Raw genomic sequence first — 15,045 nt, 5'->3', positions numbered from 1 at the left:
AAAAAATAAACACTAACACAGGACACTGCGACTGAAAACCGCGACTAAATATTATTTTTTAGCTTCGTCGATACGTTTTTGGATTAAATCCCACGCATAATAGTGAAAAGTCATCCCGTTGCTCATCGCTACAAAAAGTCCGTTTTTGTAAGTTCCTCCTAAGTTTAGGTTTGTAACATCGGCACCATCACATTCGATTGTCGAAGTTGGAACTTCTGCCAACAAAGGATAACTGTTTGGATTTCCTTTTGCACCTTCTCTTGGATATACCATAAAAGTATTTGCCTGCTGATTTGATACTAAAATATAACCCGTAGAATCTGTTTTCTTGTAGATTGCGATTCCTTCATTATCAGCTTTGAAATCTTTTTGTCCAAAAAGAGCCATTTCTTTATTATCGTTCAAAGCAGGGTCTGCTTTGTATTTTCTGATTCCGAATTGTTCGTCACAATATAAAACCGTTCCTAATTCATTATCAACCGCAATGGCTTCGATTTCTTTTTTACCGCTGTAGGCACCAAATTTACGGACTACTTTTGCCGCGGCGAATTTTCCGTTTCCGGAAAGCTCATACTGCCATAAATAAGTTCCCGAAGGACCTGATTTTCTGCCAACGATTGCAAAAATCTTTCCGTCGCCTGGGCGTGTATATAAAGCAATTCCCATTGGGTCGCGTTGCTCTTCTCCTTCAAAAACCGAGATTCCACCGTTGTCGATAGGCTCTAAATCAGGTAGGCTGAAAATTCTGATTTTATTTTCTTCACGTTCTGTTGTTACGGCAACGTCTACTTTTTTTCCGTCAATAATTAATCCGTAAGCGATATCAACATTGTTTGGACGTTTTAATGTGATCGATTTTTTAAGGATCTTTCCGTTTAAATCAAAAGCATATAAAGCTCCGTCTGTGTCTTTATCTGTTCCTACAATAATGCTTTTTGTTGAATCTGTTGGGTGAATCCAGATCGATGGATCATCAGTATCATGAGGCAGAGCTTCTGTAACTGCTGTTGGTTTTAGGGCATTTGGCTGTATTGGAGCTAATTTATCGTCTTTACAAGCTGTAAATAAAACGCTTAAAAGTAAAAAAGACAGTATAGATTTATTTTTCATTTTGTTGTTTGTTTTGAATGCAATTAGACAGAGCGGTTAAACTCTGTCTAATTTATAAATTTTAGAATAGGTTTGTTTTACAAGTCTAATTTCAATCCGAAATTGTAACGAGGCTGGTAGTACTCAGCTTGTTTTGTATGAGCAGCAACTCCCTGATAGTAACGTAACGGCTGGTTAGTTAAGTTATTAGCTTCGGCAAAAAAGCGAAGTTTTGGAGTGATTTTATAAGAAGCATTTGCATCTAAGAAAAACTGCTTGTCATAGTAACTGTCTTTGTAAGACTCAGAACCTAATTCATCTAAGTAATCAGATGTAAAGTTTGTAGAAATCCTTGCAGAGAAACGTTTGTTTTCCCAAGATAAAGACCCGTTAAACATATGAGGTGTCGTTCCCGGAAGGCTGATGTCGTTTCTTTCGTTTCCGTCCTCATCTGCAATACCTCTTGCTTTAGATTGTGTGTAAGTATAGTTTAAGTATACTGCAAAACCTTTAAGGAATTTTCCAGGAAGGAAATCTAACTGACGCTGGAAAGCAACCTCGAATCCGTAAACGTCAACTTTGTCTCCGTTTCTTGATTGTAAAAATGACCAGTTTTCTCCGGCTGGAATCGGGTTTACCTGTCCCGGGAAATCTGCAGCAAATTTTGCATCAGTATACTGATTGTCGCTGTAGTTGTAAATGAAATCGTTTAATCTTTTGTAGAAAACACCTCCCGAAACTAAACCAACAGATTTGAAATAGTTTTCGGCCATGAAATCATAGTTGTATGAGTAAGTAGCATCAAGATCCGGGTTACCTGCTGTAATTTCTTTATCGGCAGCGATATTGTTTACATAAGGAGCCAAAGCATAATAGTTAGGTCTTGCCAAAGCCGTTGTTGCAGCTGCTCTTAAGATTAAATCTTTTGTAGCATTGTACTGGAAAGAAATACTTGGCAATAAATTCAGGTATGAATTGGTATTGTTGATTCTGCTTTCTAATTCTTCTTCATCTAATACACGGTTTCCTGTGTAATCGATACGTGTGTTTTCCATACGGAAACCAAGAACCATAGAAAGTTTATCGTTGAAATCCTGATCCCATCTTACGTAAGCGGCATAAATGCTTTCTTTTGCGTTGTAGTTTACTGCTAAATATTCTGCAGGATCTGTTTCTTTTTCAAATAAAGAAGCGTTGTTTAAGTTTAAACCTCCTAAATAATTTGCAGAGGCAAAAGTTCCTGCTACATATTTACTTCCCGGATTAAATCCTTGTCCGCCAAAATAACTTGTTGGAACTTGTGATAATAATTCCATGTCGTCGTTGATTGGAGTATAAGAATAGAACATATTGTTTCTTTCTTTTTCTTTTAAACGAAGTCTAAGACCTGTTCTCAATCTTCCTTTTTCTCCTGCAATTACAGAGAATGGGAAACGGATGTTTACTTTAGCACCAAATTCGCTTTCGCTTGTTTCGTCTGTGTTTTCTGTAACCGAATCAAATTCGAATTGGTCAGCTGCTTCACCTTCAGTTGTTACTAAAGGAAATCTTGGGTCAGTTAAATTCTGAAACACATCAAGACCTTTCTGACGGTATTCGATATAACGCTCTCCCGGACGGTATTCTCTTGCTTTAGCATAGTTGGCAGACCAGTCTAAGTCTAAAGTAGAGTTGATTAGGTGTTCTCCTCGAAGTGAGTAGTTTTGAACTCTCTGATCTTCTAATCTTCTGTTTTTGTTTCTGCTGTTGTCAACACCACCTTTTGTCTGACGTTTTACACGACCTTCAAAACCAATGATTTCTTCACCGTTGTAAAGAGGCTCAATATCATCGATAGTAGTTCTGAAACGGTTTTCTCTATCATCTCTCCAGTTATAGATTGCATTGGCAAAAATCGTATTGTTGTCGTTAAATTTATAATCTAAAGCAACCGAAGCACTTCTACGGATACGCTGTACATCATATCTTCTAATTTCTGATGCTTGTAAATATTCATTTCCAAAATCATCTTTTACCCATTCGTTTTCGATATTATCAGAACCATAATCAACATTATTGTATGATCCGCTGAAAACTACTCCTAATTTATCTTTTGCAAAACGATTACCATATACTAAACCTGCAGTATAAGAAGCGTGGTCACGAATTGGCAGATATCCTCCTGCAAGAGTCGCAGAAATTCTTTCTCCGTTTGGAGTTGCTCTTGTAATTAAATTTACAGAACCTCCAATTGCATCAGCATCCATGTCTGATGTAAGGGTTTTGTTTACTTCGATTGTAGAAATCATATCAGATGGAATTAAGTCCATTTGTACGTTTCTGTTATCTCCCTCAGCAGACGGAATACGATCGCCATTTAAGGTAACTGAGTTCAAAGACGGAGCCAGACCTCTAATGATAATGTTACGAGCTTCACCCTGATCATTCTGCATTGTAATACCCGGAACACGTTTTAAAGCGTCTCCAACGTTAGCATCCGGAAAACGACCCATTTGATCTGAAGAAATTACGTTTCCGATGTTTTTATTGTTTTTCTGCTGGTTCAGTGCTTTTGCCTGACCTTTTAAGATGTCTCCAACTACAACCTCTTTCAGTTCGTTTTCAGAAGTTTTAAGAGCAAAATCGATTACATTGTTTTTTCCTGCTTCTACTTTTATTTCCTGGCTTAAAGTGGTGTATCCAATATATTTTACTTCAACTTTGTAAGTTCCTTCAGTAATATTCAATAGTTCAAAACGACCGTTGTAATCTGAAACGGTGTATTTTTTCTCACCTACAATTTGCACCATGGCTCCTGGCAGAGGCAGTTTGTCATCAGCATCCAGTACCTTTCCGGAGATAATCCCCTTCTGGGCAAAACCTGTAAAGGCTAATAAAAAGAATGCGATTAATAAATAGAATTTTTTCATTGTGTTGTTTAGTTTGATTTTGGTTGCGAAGCTAAAACCCCAGTATTACTAAACCCTTGAAAAAAAATTAACATAGTGTTATGATTAAACCTTTAAAATCTGCATTTATTAATCTTTAAATAACATATAAGTAATCAAATAATTGATTTACAATTAAAAACAAAAAAATAATTTAATCATAATTAAAAATTTGGCGTTAAATTTGCCTTATCAATCAATCAAAAATCATCAATCATGTTAAAACAATTTTTTATCCTTTGTTCAGGAGCCGACCGCGATCTTCTGAAAGATTGTTCCGAAGGGGAACAAACCAAATACGTTGGAATTGGCGCCACTGTCTTTTTTACTGCCGTAATGGCTTTTCTTGCCAGTGCTTATGCACTTTTTACCGTTTTCGATTCCATTTATCCGGCTTTAATTTTTGGATTCGTATGGAGTTTACTTATTTTTAACCTTGACCGATTCATCGTTTCGACTATTAAAAAGAGAGATCGCTTTATGGATGAATTCCTGCAGGCGACTCCGCGTATTATATTAGCCGTTATTATTGCTATTGTAATTTCGAAGCCTTTGGAAATTAAAATTTTTGAAAAAGAAATCAATACTGTTTTATTAAAGGAGAAAAATGAAATGGAACTGGCTAACAAAAAGCAGGTTGGTAATTATTTCAAATCGGATTTAGATAAAAATAAAGCTGAGATTGCAGCGTTAAAAGCCGATATTGTAAAGAAAGAAAAAGAAGTGAATGCCTTGTATTCGACTTATATTACAGAAGCTGAAGGAACTGCCGGAACTAAAAAACTTGGAAAAGGCCCAGTATATAAAGAAAAACGTGAAAAACACGATGCCGCTCTTAAAGAATACGAGACGCTTAAAAAAACAAACGAAGCCAAAATCGCCGAAAAAGAGAAAACAGGAAAAGAATTGCAAGCTGATTTAGATAAAAAAGTTTCGCAGACACAGCCTATCATCGAAGGATTTGACGGATTAATGGCCCGTATCAATGCATTGAACAAACTGCCCTGGCTTCCGTCATTTTTTATCATGCTGTTGTTTCTGGCAATTGAAACTTCGCCGATTATTGCCAAATTATTAGCGCCAAAAGGAGAATTCGATTTCAAACAGGAAGAAGCCGAAACTGCTATGAAAGCGACTCTTGAACAAAACAAATACCAGCGTGAACTCTTAATAAAAACCAGCGCCGAAATGCATGACAAAGTATACGCTGATATTGCAGAAGATAAAGCACTTTACGATTTACAGCGTAAAAACGCAAAAGAACTCTTGGAGCTGCAATCGCATAAATTTGTAGAGAAGCAGAAAGCTACGCTTTAGTCGAAAGTTGGAAAGTCAAAAGTCATAAAGTATTTTTCAGTCAGAAAGTTGAAAAGTCAAAAGTCATAAAGTCTAAACAGACTTGAAAAAGAAAGTCCGAAATAGAATTCTATTTCGGACTTTTTATTATTTATAAAGAGAAGAAAACTTTAAGACTTTCGACTTTTGACTTTAAGACTTATTTACATGTAACTTAAGATTTCTTTTTTATAAGCATCATATTCTCCCTGCATGATTAAACCATTATCAAGAAGTTTTTTATAGTTCTGTAATTTATCAAAAAGTTCTTCTTTAGATAAATCGCTTAATCTACGTTCTCCAGCAGGCTGAGCTGGTTGAGTAGGAAGTGGTTCAAAAGTTTCTGTAACAGGAGGAGCAGGCGGTAAAATTTCAGCAAAATTTGTGACTTCTTCAGCTTCTACTTCTTCGATTTCATCTTCAATTTCCGGTTCAGCTTCTTCCACAATTTCTTGAACTGGAGCTGCAGTCTGAACTGGATTTTTCAATAAATCTAATTGCTCTTTAGCATAAGTATACATTTTTCTAGCCTGAATTTTCGGAATATAATCTATAGAAAGAATCAGGTCTGTATTAGTGCTAAATGAAAATTCAGAACCTAAAATGTTTTCTTTAACAAATGTGCCTGTAATATCATCCCAAGTATAATCTGTAAAATTCATTGAAAGACCTAAGTTTTTAGGCGTACAGATAATGATACGTTTATTGGTTAAGATTATACTATCTGGAAAAACAGTAATTGCAGGCTTTTTTTGCACTGCGATATATCCAACTTCTTCGCCTTTCATTAATAAATCTGTAAGTTTCGAAGTGATTTTTTCAATCGCTTTTGGATCTTGTTCTTCGTTTAGAAATTTTTTAAATTGTTCTTTCATGGTTGTTATAAGTTGCTAAGTCACACAGTAACTAAGTTGCTAAGGTTTTTTCTAACGATGCAAATGTAATGCCTAATTTTCTAATTGCTTCGCCTGTTCGGTAAAAAAATTTATGTCTGGCTGGTTATTTCATTTTGAATTTTCTTTGTCAAACTTTTGAAAACCAATTCGTACGAATGATCGATCAATTCTTTGACGAATTTTACGGGCAAATTTCCGTTTAAAGCCACTGTATTCCAATGCACTTTGCTCATATGAAAACCCGGTTGTATTTCGTCATATTCAGCTCTGAGTTCCTGTGCGCGGTCTGGATCGCATTTTAAATTCACCGACTGCTCGTTCTTTTCCCATTGAGAAAGAGAAGACAAAGCAAACATTTTTCCGCCAACTTTAAAAACCAAAGTATCTTCGTCAAAAGGAAAATGTTCGCTTACCCCTTTTTTCGAAAGACAATATTCGTAAAACGTTTCTAAATTCATAATTGTTTATTTACCAATTTCACCTAAATGTGTGTATTTAAAGCCTTCTTCATATTTCAGTCCGTAACCAAATATACGATCCATTGCCGAATGTGAAAATAAAATAATTCCGGCTAATTGAATACTTTCAATATTTAAATAATATCCGATACCATAAATTAAAAGCGCAATTCCTTTGTGATGAAAGATATTGTACAAAAATGCACCGGCTTTGTTTCCGAAAGCATATCCAATCATCGACAAATCCGGAGCTAAAATTAAAGCCGGAAACCACCACCATTCAAAGTTTAAACGGTTGAAAAGAAAGATTCCAAGAATAAATAAAGCCGTTTCTTCAAGTTTTAAAACTGTTTTCATTTGATTATTTTTTCCATCATCTTTTCAGGATGATTTAGTTTTGTAAATCCGAATTTCTCGTATAAAAAGTGCGCATCAGTTGTTGCCAGCCGCCAGATTTTGACTTCCTGTAATTGCGGTTCGTTCATCATCGCTTCAATTAAAATTGACGAATAACCTTTTCCGCGATGTTCTTCTGTAATAAATACATCCATCAGATAAGTAAAAACAACATAATCGGTTATCACGCGCGCAAAACCAATTTGTTTTCCGTCTAAGTAAATTCCAAAACAAACAGAAGCATCGATTGTTCTTTGAACTTCTTCTATGGTTCGCCCTGCAGCCCAATAAATGTCTTTTAAAAAGTTCTGAATAAAGAGAACGTCGAGTTTTGTTTTATCTGTAGATACTGTTATCATTTTAATTTTAGATTTTTAGAGTTCAGATTTTGTAGAAGCAGAATCTAAAATCTACAATCTAAAATCTGCAATTTTGTATAAAATCGGTTTGCTTGGACTCGCATCATTTTCGAAAGAAGCGATTTGAAGATTTAGAATATAATTTCCGTCTTCGATTTCATCCGGCACATAAATCATTTCGGTTATTGTAGCATTTAATCTCGCGTCTTGATTTAGATTCACAGTGTCTTTTACATTCCAAAACGCTTTGTGAGCCAATAATTTTCCTTCGTCATGTTCTTTATCCACACTAGGCAAATCAATCAATAAATGTTGAATTTCGCTTTCGCGGATGAAAATCGCGGCGTCTTCAGCCAAATATGGCGGATTGGTATTCGAATATTTTCTTGATTTTTTATCCAGCTGATTTGGAAGTGTCCTGATAATTAAAGCTTCTGTTTTTTCAGTAACCAAGCTTGCAATTTGATCTTTTGTAATAACGAAATCATCACCAATTTTTTCAGGTTCAATCGTAATCAATTTTGCAGTAAAGAAAAACTGTTTCAATGATTGATTGATGCTGTAAAAATCATTGGTAATATGTCCCAGACATTCCGTATGTGTTCCATGCCCATGCGGATTGAAGAAAATATTATTGAAATTCGTAGATGATTTTCCTTCCGAAACTTTTCCAATCCAATCGCCAAAAACTACAGGTTCAATAGAAGGTTTTTCGATATACCAGGCAATTGGGTTTTCATCGGTATTCGTTAAAGGAATCGAGATGTCGATTGGTTTTGATAAATCTATTTCGAAGTTGTTGATTTTTGCTTTCATAAAATTATTTAACCGCAAGGTTCGCTAAGGTTTACGCAAAGGGCGCTAGGATTTTATTAAAGGTTGTTTGCTATTCTTTTAACGCCGTGTTTTAATAATGCGACATTAAAATTTATTAATAAACCTAATTTGCAATTTGTTAGTTTTAAATAAGTAAGCAGCTGAGCAAAATGAACTTCATTTAAACAATCTACTGCCTTTATTTCCAAAATTAGTTTATTTTCTATTAAAATGTCCAAACGATATCCAACATCTAATTTTACTTCTTCGTAAATTAATGGCAATGGCTTTTGTTTCTCTACTTTAAGATCTAATTTTTTTAATTCATAAAACAAACATTCTTCATAAGCACTTTCTAAAAGACCAGGACCTAAGGTTTGATGAACTTTTAAAGCTGAATTAAATACAATTCGGGATAAATCATTTTCTGACATAAGTAGTTTCAATAAATATTAAAACTCAAATGTAAAATATTAAAACACAAACATAATTTAATTCTTACAAAAAAAAACACAGCGACCTTTGCGTAATTCCTAGCGTACCTTGCGGTTAAGTTATTCTTCAAGATAAAATAAATCTGAAGCAATTCCATCCGTTAAAAATTTTCCTTTTGGAGTTGGTTTTAGAATGTCGTTTTCAATCGAAAGCAAATCATCATTTAAGAACTTTTGAGATTGTTTCTTTAGATAATCTAAATATTCTAGTCCAAATTCATTTTCGATTCTATCTAAAGAAACGCCCCAAATGGTTCGTAAGCCCGTCATAATATATTCATTATAACGATCCGAAATTGTCAGAACTTCAGTTTCAATAGGAAGTTCGTTATTTTGAATTGATTTTATATAAAGCGAATTATTAGCAATATTCCAACCTCTTTTTTCGCCGTCATAACTATGCGCCGAAGGACCAATTCCGATATATTTTTTGCCAAGCCAATACGCCGAATTGTTTTTGGAGAAATAATTTTCTTTTCCAAAATTTGATAATTCGTAATGAATAAAACCGTTGTTTTGAAGTGTTTCGACCAAAATCATAAAATGGTTTGAAGCCGCTTCATCCTGAGGTTGGGCAATTTTTCCGGTTTGAATTAATTTGCTCAAAGCCGTTTTTGGTTCAACCGTTAAAGCATAACTCGAAATATGCGGAATCCCAAAATCTAAAGCCGTTTGAATATTCTGTTTCCACATTTCGTCGCTCATTCCCGGAATTCCGTAAATCAAATCCAGCGAAATATTATCGAAATATTTTGTCGCTTCTTCCAGACATTTTTTGGCTTCCGCCGAATTATGAGCGCGATTCATCATTTTTAGATCATCTTCATAAAAAGACTGGATGCCAATACTTAAACGATTTATCGGACTTTTTGATAATTCTAAAATTCGTTCCGCCGACAAATCGTCCGGATTGGCTTCCAGTGTAATTTCAGGATTATCGACAACTTTATAATTCTTATAAACTTCCGAAATCAGAAAGTTGATTTCTTCATTGCTCAGCACAGAAGGCGTTCCGCCGCCAAAATAAATAGTTTCTACAATTTCATTTTCAAACTCATTTTTGCGCATACCAATTTCTTTAGCTAAAGCCAAAACCATATCGTCTTTCTTTTTCATAGAAGTCGAAAAATGAAAGTCGCAGTAATGACAAGCCTGCTTGCAAAATGGTATGTGAATGTAGATCCCCGACATTTTAATTAGATAATTAGAGAATGTGTCAATTAGAGAATTAGAAAATGAGATAATTTATTCTTGTCTTCAAAATTATCTAATTATCAAATTGCCACATTATCTCATTTTTTAACTCGATCTTCGTTTTGTTTCACAAAAGCATCCCAGCCCGAATAACTTTTTCCGGCAACAACTTTTCCGGAATTAAAATGATGGCAAACTGCAGCCGCCAAACCGTCTGTTGAATCGAGATTTTTTGGTAATTCTTTTAAACCTAAAAGCTGTTGCAGCATTTTGGCAACTTGTTCTTTGCTGGCATTTCCGTTTCCGGTTATGGCCATTTTGATCTTTTTAGGTTCGTATTCTGTAATCGGAATTCCTCTGGAAAGTCCTGCTGCCATGGCAACACCCTGCGCACGGCCTAATTTCAGCATTGATTGAACGTTTTTGCCAAAGAAAGGCGCTTCAATTGCAATTTCGTCAGGACAATGCGTTTCGATAAGTTCGATCGTTCTTTCGAAGATGATTCTTAGTTTTTGATAATGATTGTCGTATTTAGAAAGCTGCAATTCATTCAATTGCAGAAATTCCATTTTTTTATTGATTACTTTAATCAATCCGAACCCCATAATCGTGGTTCCTGGGTCAATACCTAATATGATGCGTTCTTGTGTCAATTGTTTTATTTATAATCGGAGAATTTTCTCTTCTATTTCTTTTTTTGAAATATTAGACCTAATGACTTCATTTTTATTATTTATTGCATTGTATTTTCCATTTTGCAACACATAAAATTCAATTTCTTTCTTTTTTGGAGCAAAAATAGATTCAATATATATTTTTTCATACATAAAAGGAATTATGGGTTTGTTTTGTATTGTAACTACTCCATATTTCCCATCTTTTGAGAGAATAATTGTTTTGTCATCATTATAAAACAGGCTATTATAAATAACAGGAATAACTGTTTTTCCTTCTTTGGTTATCAAACCGTGTTTTTTGTTTTTTGTCACAAAATGATAATTTTCGCCAGGACCATATTCAACCCAATTTGACATTTGACTATATTCGAAAGGAATAATTACTCTTCCAGCTCTGTCTATAACGCCGTATTTATCATTTTGTTTGGCAATAAATCTATTTTTCGTATCATAGAAACAGGGATTTATTTCTTGAAAGTCAAAATTAAAAATTGGTTTTAGGTTTTTGTCTATTATTCCAACTTTGCTATTCTTCTTTATGATATAATAATCTAATTCTCGGGTACCTGCGTAAATTAATTCGTTCTCAATTGGGTAAGTTGTTTTGTTATTTGAATCGATTAATCCAAATTTTTCCTTATAGTTTACAATGGCATTGTAATTACTTCCAAAGTCTTGAAATTCATCATATATAACAGGAATTATCAATTTTCCTTTTGTGTCAATCGCACCATATTTTCCATTTAAATCCTGAACATGGTAAATTTTTTCAATTTTGTTATTTAAACGGCAATAATCAAAAGAGAAGCCTTTTATCTTATCATAAATTTTATTTCCATGTTCATTAAGTAAAACGAGATAATTGCTTTTTTCAGCAACAAAAATTTCAGATTCATGATAAGATTCTTCAGGATGTTCCATAGTATCGTATTCTGGTTTAACGCGTTCTTTTCCAAATTCATCAATAATACCATATTTTCCATTTTTAGAAACTATAGCAATTCTGTGTTGATTAAATCTTTCACCAGTATTGTATTTGCCAAAAGGAATGACTTCTTTTAAGTTTTTATCCAAATAAGCAATTTGATTGTTTTTTCTAACTAGTATCAAGCCATTTTTCCAGTACGAACTTTCGCTTTTTCCTTTTATTTCAATACCACTTAAAGCAATTTCATCATAAATAAAATCGGTTTTCTGTTTTCCAAATGAATCGAAGAAAGCCCATTTCCCTCCTTTATTCAAAGTGACTAAACTGTCTGCTGTGCCTTCATCTGCATTTTGGTAAAGAATTGGAATAATTTCTTTTCCTTTTTTGTTTATAAAACCATAAAGCTTGTTTTTCTTGACAAGTGCTAATCCTGTTTTCTGAAAATAGGTTTCGTCATCATATTGAAACGGAATTACTATTTTTCCTTTTCTATTTATAAAGCCAAATTTGCTATTCTTTTTTGCACAAGCCAATTCTTCTGAAAAAACAGTTAAATCATCATATTCAAACGGAACAAGTATATTTTCATGAATATCAATATAACCGTGTTTGTTTTTTAAGTCAGCCAATATCATTCCTTTTTCATCTATTGGATTTAGGAACTTATATTTTCCTAGTGGAATAAGAATATTTCCTTTCTCATCATTATATCCCCATGTATTTTGTCCCATGACTCGAACAAAAAGTTTAGGTGAAGTAACGTCAATTTTGCTGCATGCAATCATTAACATTGATAGAAAAAATAATATAATGCGTTCTTTTGCCAATAGATTTTTTGTTTCAAGTTTAAAGTTTCAGATTTCGAAAATTGCCACATTTTCTAATTCTCAAATTGCCACATTTTGCATTACTTTTGCGGCATGATTTCAATTCCTCACAAAGCTAAGCAATTCCTCGTTCTTGTAGTCAAACTTTTGATTGTTGGCGGTGCATTTTATTTTATTTACAATCAGCTGGCAAATAACGATAAACTGGACTGGCAGAAGTTTATGACTCTGTTTAAAAAAAATCAATCGGTTTTAGGAATTGGCTTTATCTTGCTTTTGAGTGTTTTGAATCGCTATTTCGAGATCTTAAAATGGCAGAATCTGGCTCAGGTAATTCATAAAATATCGGTTTATGAAGCCACAAAACAGGTTTTAGCTGCTTTAACAGCCGGGATCTTCACGCCAAACGGAGTAGGAGAGTATGCAGGAAAAGCGTTGTATTATCCAAAATCGGAAGCTAAAAAAGTCGTTTTCTTAAACTTAATCTGCAACGGAATCCAGATGATCCTGACGATTCTTTTCGGGATTTTTGGATTGCTTTATTTCAATGCACAGTTTAATGTAATTACTACTAAAACAGTTTTGATTCTCTTCGGCGGATTTGTATTGCTTCTGATTATTTTATTCTCAGTAAAAAAAATAAAAGTCAAAGGATATTCGATTGAAAAACTGATTCATAAAATTAATGAAATTCCAAAATCGGTTCATCAGAAAAATATTTTTTTAGGAATCTGCCGTTATTTGGTTTTTTCACATCAGTATTACTTTTTGTTTTTGGGTTTTGATGTCGATCTGCCTTACTTAACCTTAATGGCTGCGATAACTTCTGTTTACTTTTTGGCTTCATCACTGCCTACTTTTCAGTTTTTGGATTTTGCAGTAAAAGGAAGTGTCGCGATTTATTTCTTTGGAATTTTAGGCGTGAATGAATGGATTGTAGTTTTTATTTCGACTTTAATGTGGTTTTTAAATGTAGTGCTTCCAGTAGTTTTAGGAAGTTATTTTGTACTGAACTTTAAAACCAAAACCGTAGAATGATTTTTGGATTATTCTCCATATTAGGTGTTTATACAATTTGCATTGGACTGCTTATTTATGGTTTTTCCAGAATAAAAACATATAAAAAAAAGAATTTAGAGCCTAAAACGAGCTTTACTATTATTGTTCCGTTTCGGAATGAAAAAGAAAATCTGCCCGTACTTTTAGAGAGTTTTTCAGCTTTAAATTATCCACGAGATTTATTTGAAGTTATTTTAGTTGATGATAGTTCAGAAGAAAAGTTTCAAATTTCACGTTTCACATTTGACGTTTCACAAATCGACAATATTCGAGTTTCAAATTCTCCGAAAAAAGACGCCATAACAACTGCCATGAAACACGTAAAAACCGATTGGGTTATTACTACAGATGCTGATTGTATTGTGCCTGAAAACTGGCTTTTAACGTATGATAGTTATATTCAGGAAAATCATCAGGTTTCTATGCTTGCAGGGGCTGTAACCTATAAATGTGAGAATGCTTTTCTGGATCATTTTCAGCAGCTGGATTTAACAAGTTTGCAGGGAGCAACGATTGGAAGTTTTGGTCTGAATAAGGGTTTTATGTGTAATGGAGCTAATTTTGCCTACACAAAATCACTGTTTGAAAAGTTGAATGGTTTTGAAGGGAATGATAAAATTGCCAGCGGCGATGATGTTTTTTTATTGCAGAATGCAATTGAGAAATTTTCAAATGAAGTTCATTATCTAAAAGCAGATGAAACAATTGTAAGCACAAAACCAACCGAAACATGGAAAGCGCTATTTTATCAAAGAGTGCGCTGGGCGGCAAAAACAAGTTCATACAAAAGCAGCTTTGGTAAGGTTTTAGGGCTGATTGTTTTCTTTGGGAATTTAAATTTTGTGATTGGATTTTTCTTGTTGATTTTCGGAAAACTGCCGTATCCTATTTTTGTTGTATTTGTTTCTTCGAAGTTTTTGATTGATTTTATACTGCTTTATAAAACCAATCAGTTTTTGACCAAAACGAAAATTCAAAACCTTTTACCAAGCAGTCTCTTGTATCCTTTTTTTAGTTCTGTTGTGGCTTTGTACAGTTTGTGCGGTTCTTATGAATGGAAAGACCGCAAGTTTAAAAAATAACTTTAAATTATTTCTTTGGTTTTGCTTTTATTACAACAGGCAGAATAAATTGTGTTTTAACCGGAACACCTCGTTTTATGGCCGGATTCACTTTTGGAAAATCAATTAAACGTGCTTGCAGTACACTGTCGGTTTTGATAGTGTCGTATGCAGTTGTATTAGAAAAATGAGGTTCAAATTTGATTTTAGAATTAGGAAGAACAGTCACTTTTACTTCAATTGTGTCTACTTTAGGATATTCTGCAGATAAGCTGTCTACGTTTATTCTCTGATCAATTAACTGTGACATTGTGTCGAAAAAGCATTTTTGACGTTCTTTTTTATCTGCAATTGTTTCGCAGTCAGCAACTGTTGGAAATTCATCAACTTCTTTCCAGTTTATTGATTTTAATTCCTTTTGCAGTAACTCTCTTTCAGACGGAACCTGCTTGTCAATATATTGACAAGAATTAAGAAGTAAAAAAGCTAAAAAAATAAAATACTTTTTCAAGATTTTGGCGGTGAATTA

The 15,045-nt window shown here is 33.9% G+C and carries 15 protein-coding genes; 3 read left to right on the top strand and 12 right to left on the bottom strand.

Annotated features, from left to right (window positions below):
* Positions 1–51: 51 nt before the first annotated feature.
* Positions 52–1,110: a phytase gene (locus OZP11_RS12985; RefSeq protein WP_281230990.1), complete on the bottom strand. Its 1,059-nt coding sequence runs from the start codon at positions 1,108–1,110 to the stop codon at positions 52–54.
* Between the two features lie 77 nt (positions 1,111–1,187).
* Positions 1,188–3,998 (bottom strand): TonB-dependent receptor, encoded by a 2,811-nt coding sequence (locus OZP11_RS12980; protein WP_281230989.1) that lies wholly within the window; start codon positions 3,996–3,998, stop codon positions 1,188–1,190.
* Positions 3,999–4,232: 234 nt separating this feature from the next.
* On the opposite strand from OZP11_RS12980, the gene OZP11_RS12975 reads away from it, so the two are divergent.
* Entirely contained in the window at positions 4,233–5,333 is a 1,101-nt protein-coding gene (locus OZP11_RS12975) for a DUF4407 domain-containing protein (RefSeq protein WP_281230988.1), read from the top strand.
* A 182-nt stretch (positions 5,334–5,515) separates the two neighbouring features.
* Here OZP11_RS12975 and OZP11_RS12970 read toward each other — a convergent pair whose 3' ends face one another.
* The 9 genes from OZP11_RS12970 to OZP11_RS12930 all read right to left on the bottom strand — a co-directional run bounded on the left by OZP11_RS12970 (position 5,516) and on the right by OZP11_RS12930 (position 12,300).
* The gene (locus OZP11_RS12970; RefSeq protein WP_281230987.1) at positions 5,516–6,226 is read right to left on the bottom strand and encodes a PH domain-containing protein; all 711 of its coding nucleotides are present in this window, start codon (positions 6,224–6,226) and stop codon (positions 5,516–5,518) included.
* A 110-nt stretch (positions 6,227–6,336) separates the two neighbouring features.
* Positions 6,337–6,705: an MmcQ/YjbR family DNA-binding protein gene (locus OZP11_RS12965; protein WP_281230986.1), complete on the bottom strand. Its 369-nt coding sequence runs from the start codon at positions 6,703–6,705 to the stop codon at positions 6,337–6,339.
* 6 nt (positions 6,706–6,711) lie between these two features.
* On the bottom strand, positions 6,712–7,062 hold the full coding sequence (locus OZP11_RS12960) for a DUF4260 domain-containing protein (protein ID WP_281230985.1): 351 nt from the start codon (positions 7,060–7,062) through the stop codon (positions 6,712–6,714).
* The gene (locus tag OZP11_RS12955) at positions 7,059–7,460 is read right to left on the bottom strand and encodes a GNAT family N-acetyltransferase (protein WP_281230984.1); all 402 of its coding nucleotides are present in this window, start codon (positions 7,458–7,460) and stop codon (positions 7,059–7,061) included. The genes OZP11_RS12960 and OZP11_RS12955 overlap by 4 nt, the downstream gene beginning before the upstream one ends.
* A gap of 51 nt (positions 7,461–7,511) precedes the next feature.
* The gene (locus OZP11_RS12950; protein WP_281230983.1) at positions 7,512–8,276 is read right to left on the bottom strand and encodes a cyclase family protein; all 765 of its coding nucleotides are present in this window, start codon (positions 8,274–8,276) and stop codon (positions 7,512–7,514) included.
* A 56-nt stretch (positions 8,277–8,332) separates the two neighbouring features.
* On the bottom strand, positions 8,333–8,710 hold the full coding sequence (locus OZP11_RS12945) for a GxxExxY protein (protein ID WP_281230982.1): 378 nt from the start codon (positions 8,708–8,710) through the stop codon (positions 8,333–8,335).
* Between the two features lie 120 nt (positions 8,711–8,830).
* Positions 8,831–9,961, bottom strand: a complete 1,131-nt coding sequence (gene hemW, locus OZP11_RS12940; RefSeq protein ID WP_281230981.1) for a radical SAM family heme chaperone HemW — start codon at positions 9,959–9,961, stop codon at positions 8,831–8,833.
* Between the two features lie 101 nt (positions 9,962–10,062).
* The gene (ruvC, locus tag OZP11_RS12935; protein ID WP_111288456.1) at positions 10,063–10,617 is read right to left on the bottom strand and encodes a crossover junction endodeoxyribonuclease RuvC; all 555 of its coding nucleotides are present in this window, start codon (positions 10,615–10,617) and stop codon (positions 10,063–10,065) included.
* Positions 10,618–10,626: 9 nt separating this feature from the next.
* Positions 10,627–12,300, bottom strand: a complete 1,674-nt coding sequence (locus OZP11_RS12930) for a WG repeat-containing protein (protein WP_281230980.1) — start codon at positions 12,298–12,300, stop codon at positions 10,627–10,629.
* Positions 12,301–12,489: 189 nt separating this feature from the next.
* Here OZP11_RS12930 and OZP11_RS12925 point away from each other — a divergent pair, with 189 nt between their 5' ends.
* Both OZP11_RS12925 and OZP11_RS12920 read left to right on the top strand, forming a co-directional pair.
* Positions 12,490–13,434 (top strand): lysylphosphatidylglycerol synthase transmembrane domain-containing protein, encoded by a 945-nt coding sequence (locus tag OZP11_RS12925; RefSeq protein ID WP_281230978.1) that lies wholly within the window; start codon positions 12,490–12,492, stop codon positions 13,432–13,434.
* On the top strand, positions 13,431–14,537 hold the full coding sequence (locus OZP11_RS12920; RefSeq protein ID WP_281230977.1) for a glycosyltransferase family 2 protein: 1,107 nt from the start codon (positions 13,431–13,433) through the stop codon (positions 14,535–14,537). Before OZP11_RS12925 ends, OZP11_RS12920 begins: the two co-directional genes overlap by 4 nt.
* Before the next feature lie 7 nt (positions 14,538–14,544).
* On the opposite strand, the gene OZP11_RS12915 is transcribed toward OZP11_RS12920, so the two are convergent.
* Positions 14,545–15,027 (bottom strand): hypothetical protein, encoded by a 483-nt coding sequence (locus tag OZP11_RS12915; protein ID WP_281230976.1) that lies wholly within the window; start codon positions 15,025–15,027, stop codon positions 14,545–14,547.
* Positions 15,028–15,045 lie beyond the last annotated feature (18 nt).

The sequence above is a fragment of the Flavobacterium gelatinilyticum genome (assembly GCF_027111295.1).
Lineage (GTDB): Bacteria > Bacteroidota > Bacteroidia > Flavobacteriales > Flavobacteriaceae > Flavobacterium > Flavobacterium gelatinilyticum.
This window is presented reverse-complemented; position numbering and strand designations above follow the sequence as displayed.

Coding starts and splice junctions, on each gene's coding strand:
- OZP11_RS12985 (WP_281230990.1), bottom strand. CDS start 1,110: ATGAAAAATAAATCTATACTGTCTTTTTTACTTTTAAGCGTTTTATTT.
- OZP11_RS12980 (WP_281230989.1), bottom strand. CDS start 3,998: ATGAAAAAATTCTATTTATTAATCGCATTCTTTTTATTAGCCTTTACA.
- OZP11_RS12975 (WP_281230988.1), top strand. CDS start 4,233: ATGTTAAAACAATTTTTTATCCTTTGTTCAGGAGCCGACCGCGATCTT.
- OZP11_RS12970 (WP_281230987.1), bottom strand. CDS start 6,226: ATGAAAGAACAATTTAAAAAATTTCTAAACGAAGAACAAGATCCAAAA.
- OZP11_RS12965 (WP_281230986.1), bottom strand. CDS start 6,705: ATGAATTTAGAAACGTTTTACGAATATTGTCTTTCGAAAAAAGGGGTA.
- OZP11_RS12960 (WP_281230985.1), bottom strand. CDS start 7,062: ATGAAAACAGTTTTAAAACTTGAAGAAACGGCTTTATTTATTCTTGGA.
- OZP11_RS12955 (WP_281230984.1), bottom strand. CDS start 7,460: ATGATAACAGTATCTACAGATAAAACAAAACTCGACGTTCTCTTTATT.
- OZP11_RS12950 (WP_281230983.1), bottom strand. CDS start 8,276: ATGAAAGCAAAAATCAACAACTTCGAAATAGATTTATCAAAACCAATC.
- OZP11_RS12945 (WP_281230982.1), bottom strand. CDS start 8,710: ATGTCAGAAAATGATTTATCCCGAATTGTATTTAATTCAGCTTTAAAA.
- hemW (WP_281230981.1), bottom strand. CDS start 9,961: ATGTCGGGGATCTACATTCACATACCATTTTGCAAGCAGGCTTGTCAT.
- OZP11_RS12930 (WP_281230980.1), bottom strand. CDS start 12,300: ATGGGACAAAATACATGGGGATATAATGATGAGAAAGGAAATATTCTT.
- OZP11_RS12925 (WP_281230978.1), top strand. CDS start 12,490: ATGATTTCAATTCCTCACAAAGCTAAGCAATTCCTCGTTCTTGTAGTC.
- OZP11_RS12920 (WP_281230977.1), top strand. CDS start 13,431: ATGATTTTTGGATTATTCTCCATATTAGGTGTTTATACAATTTGCATT.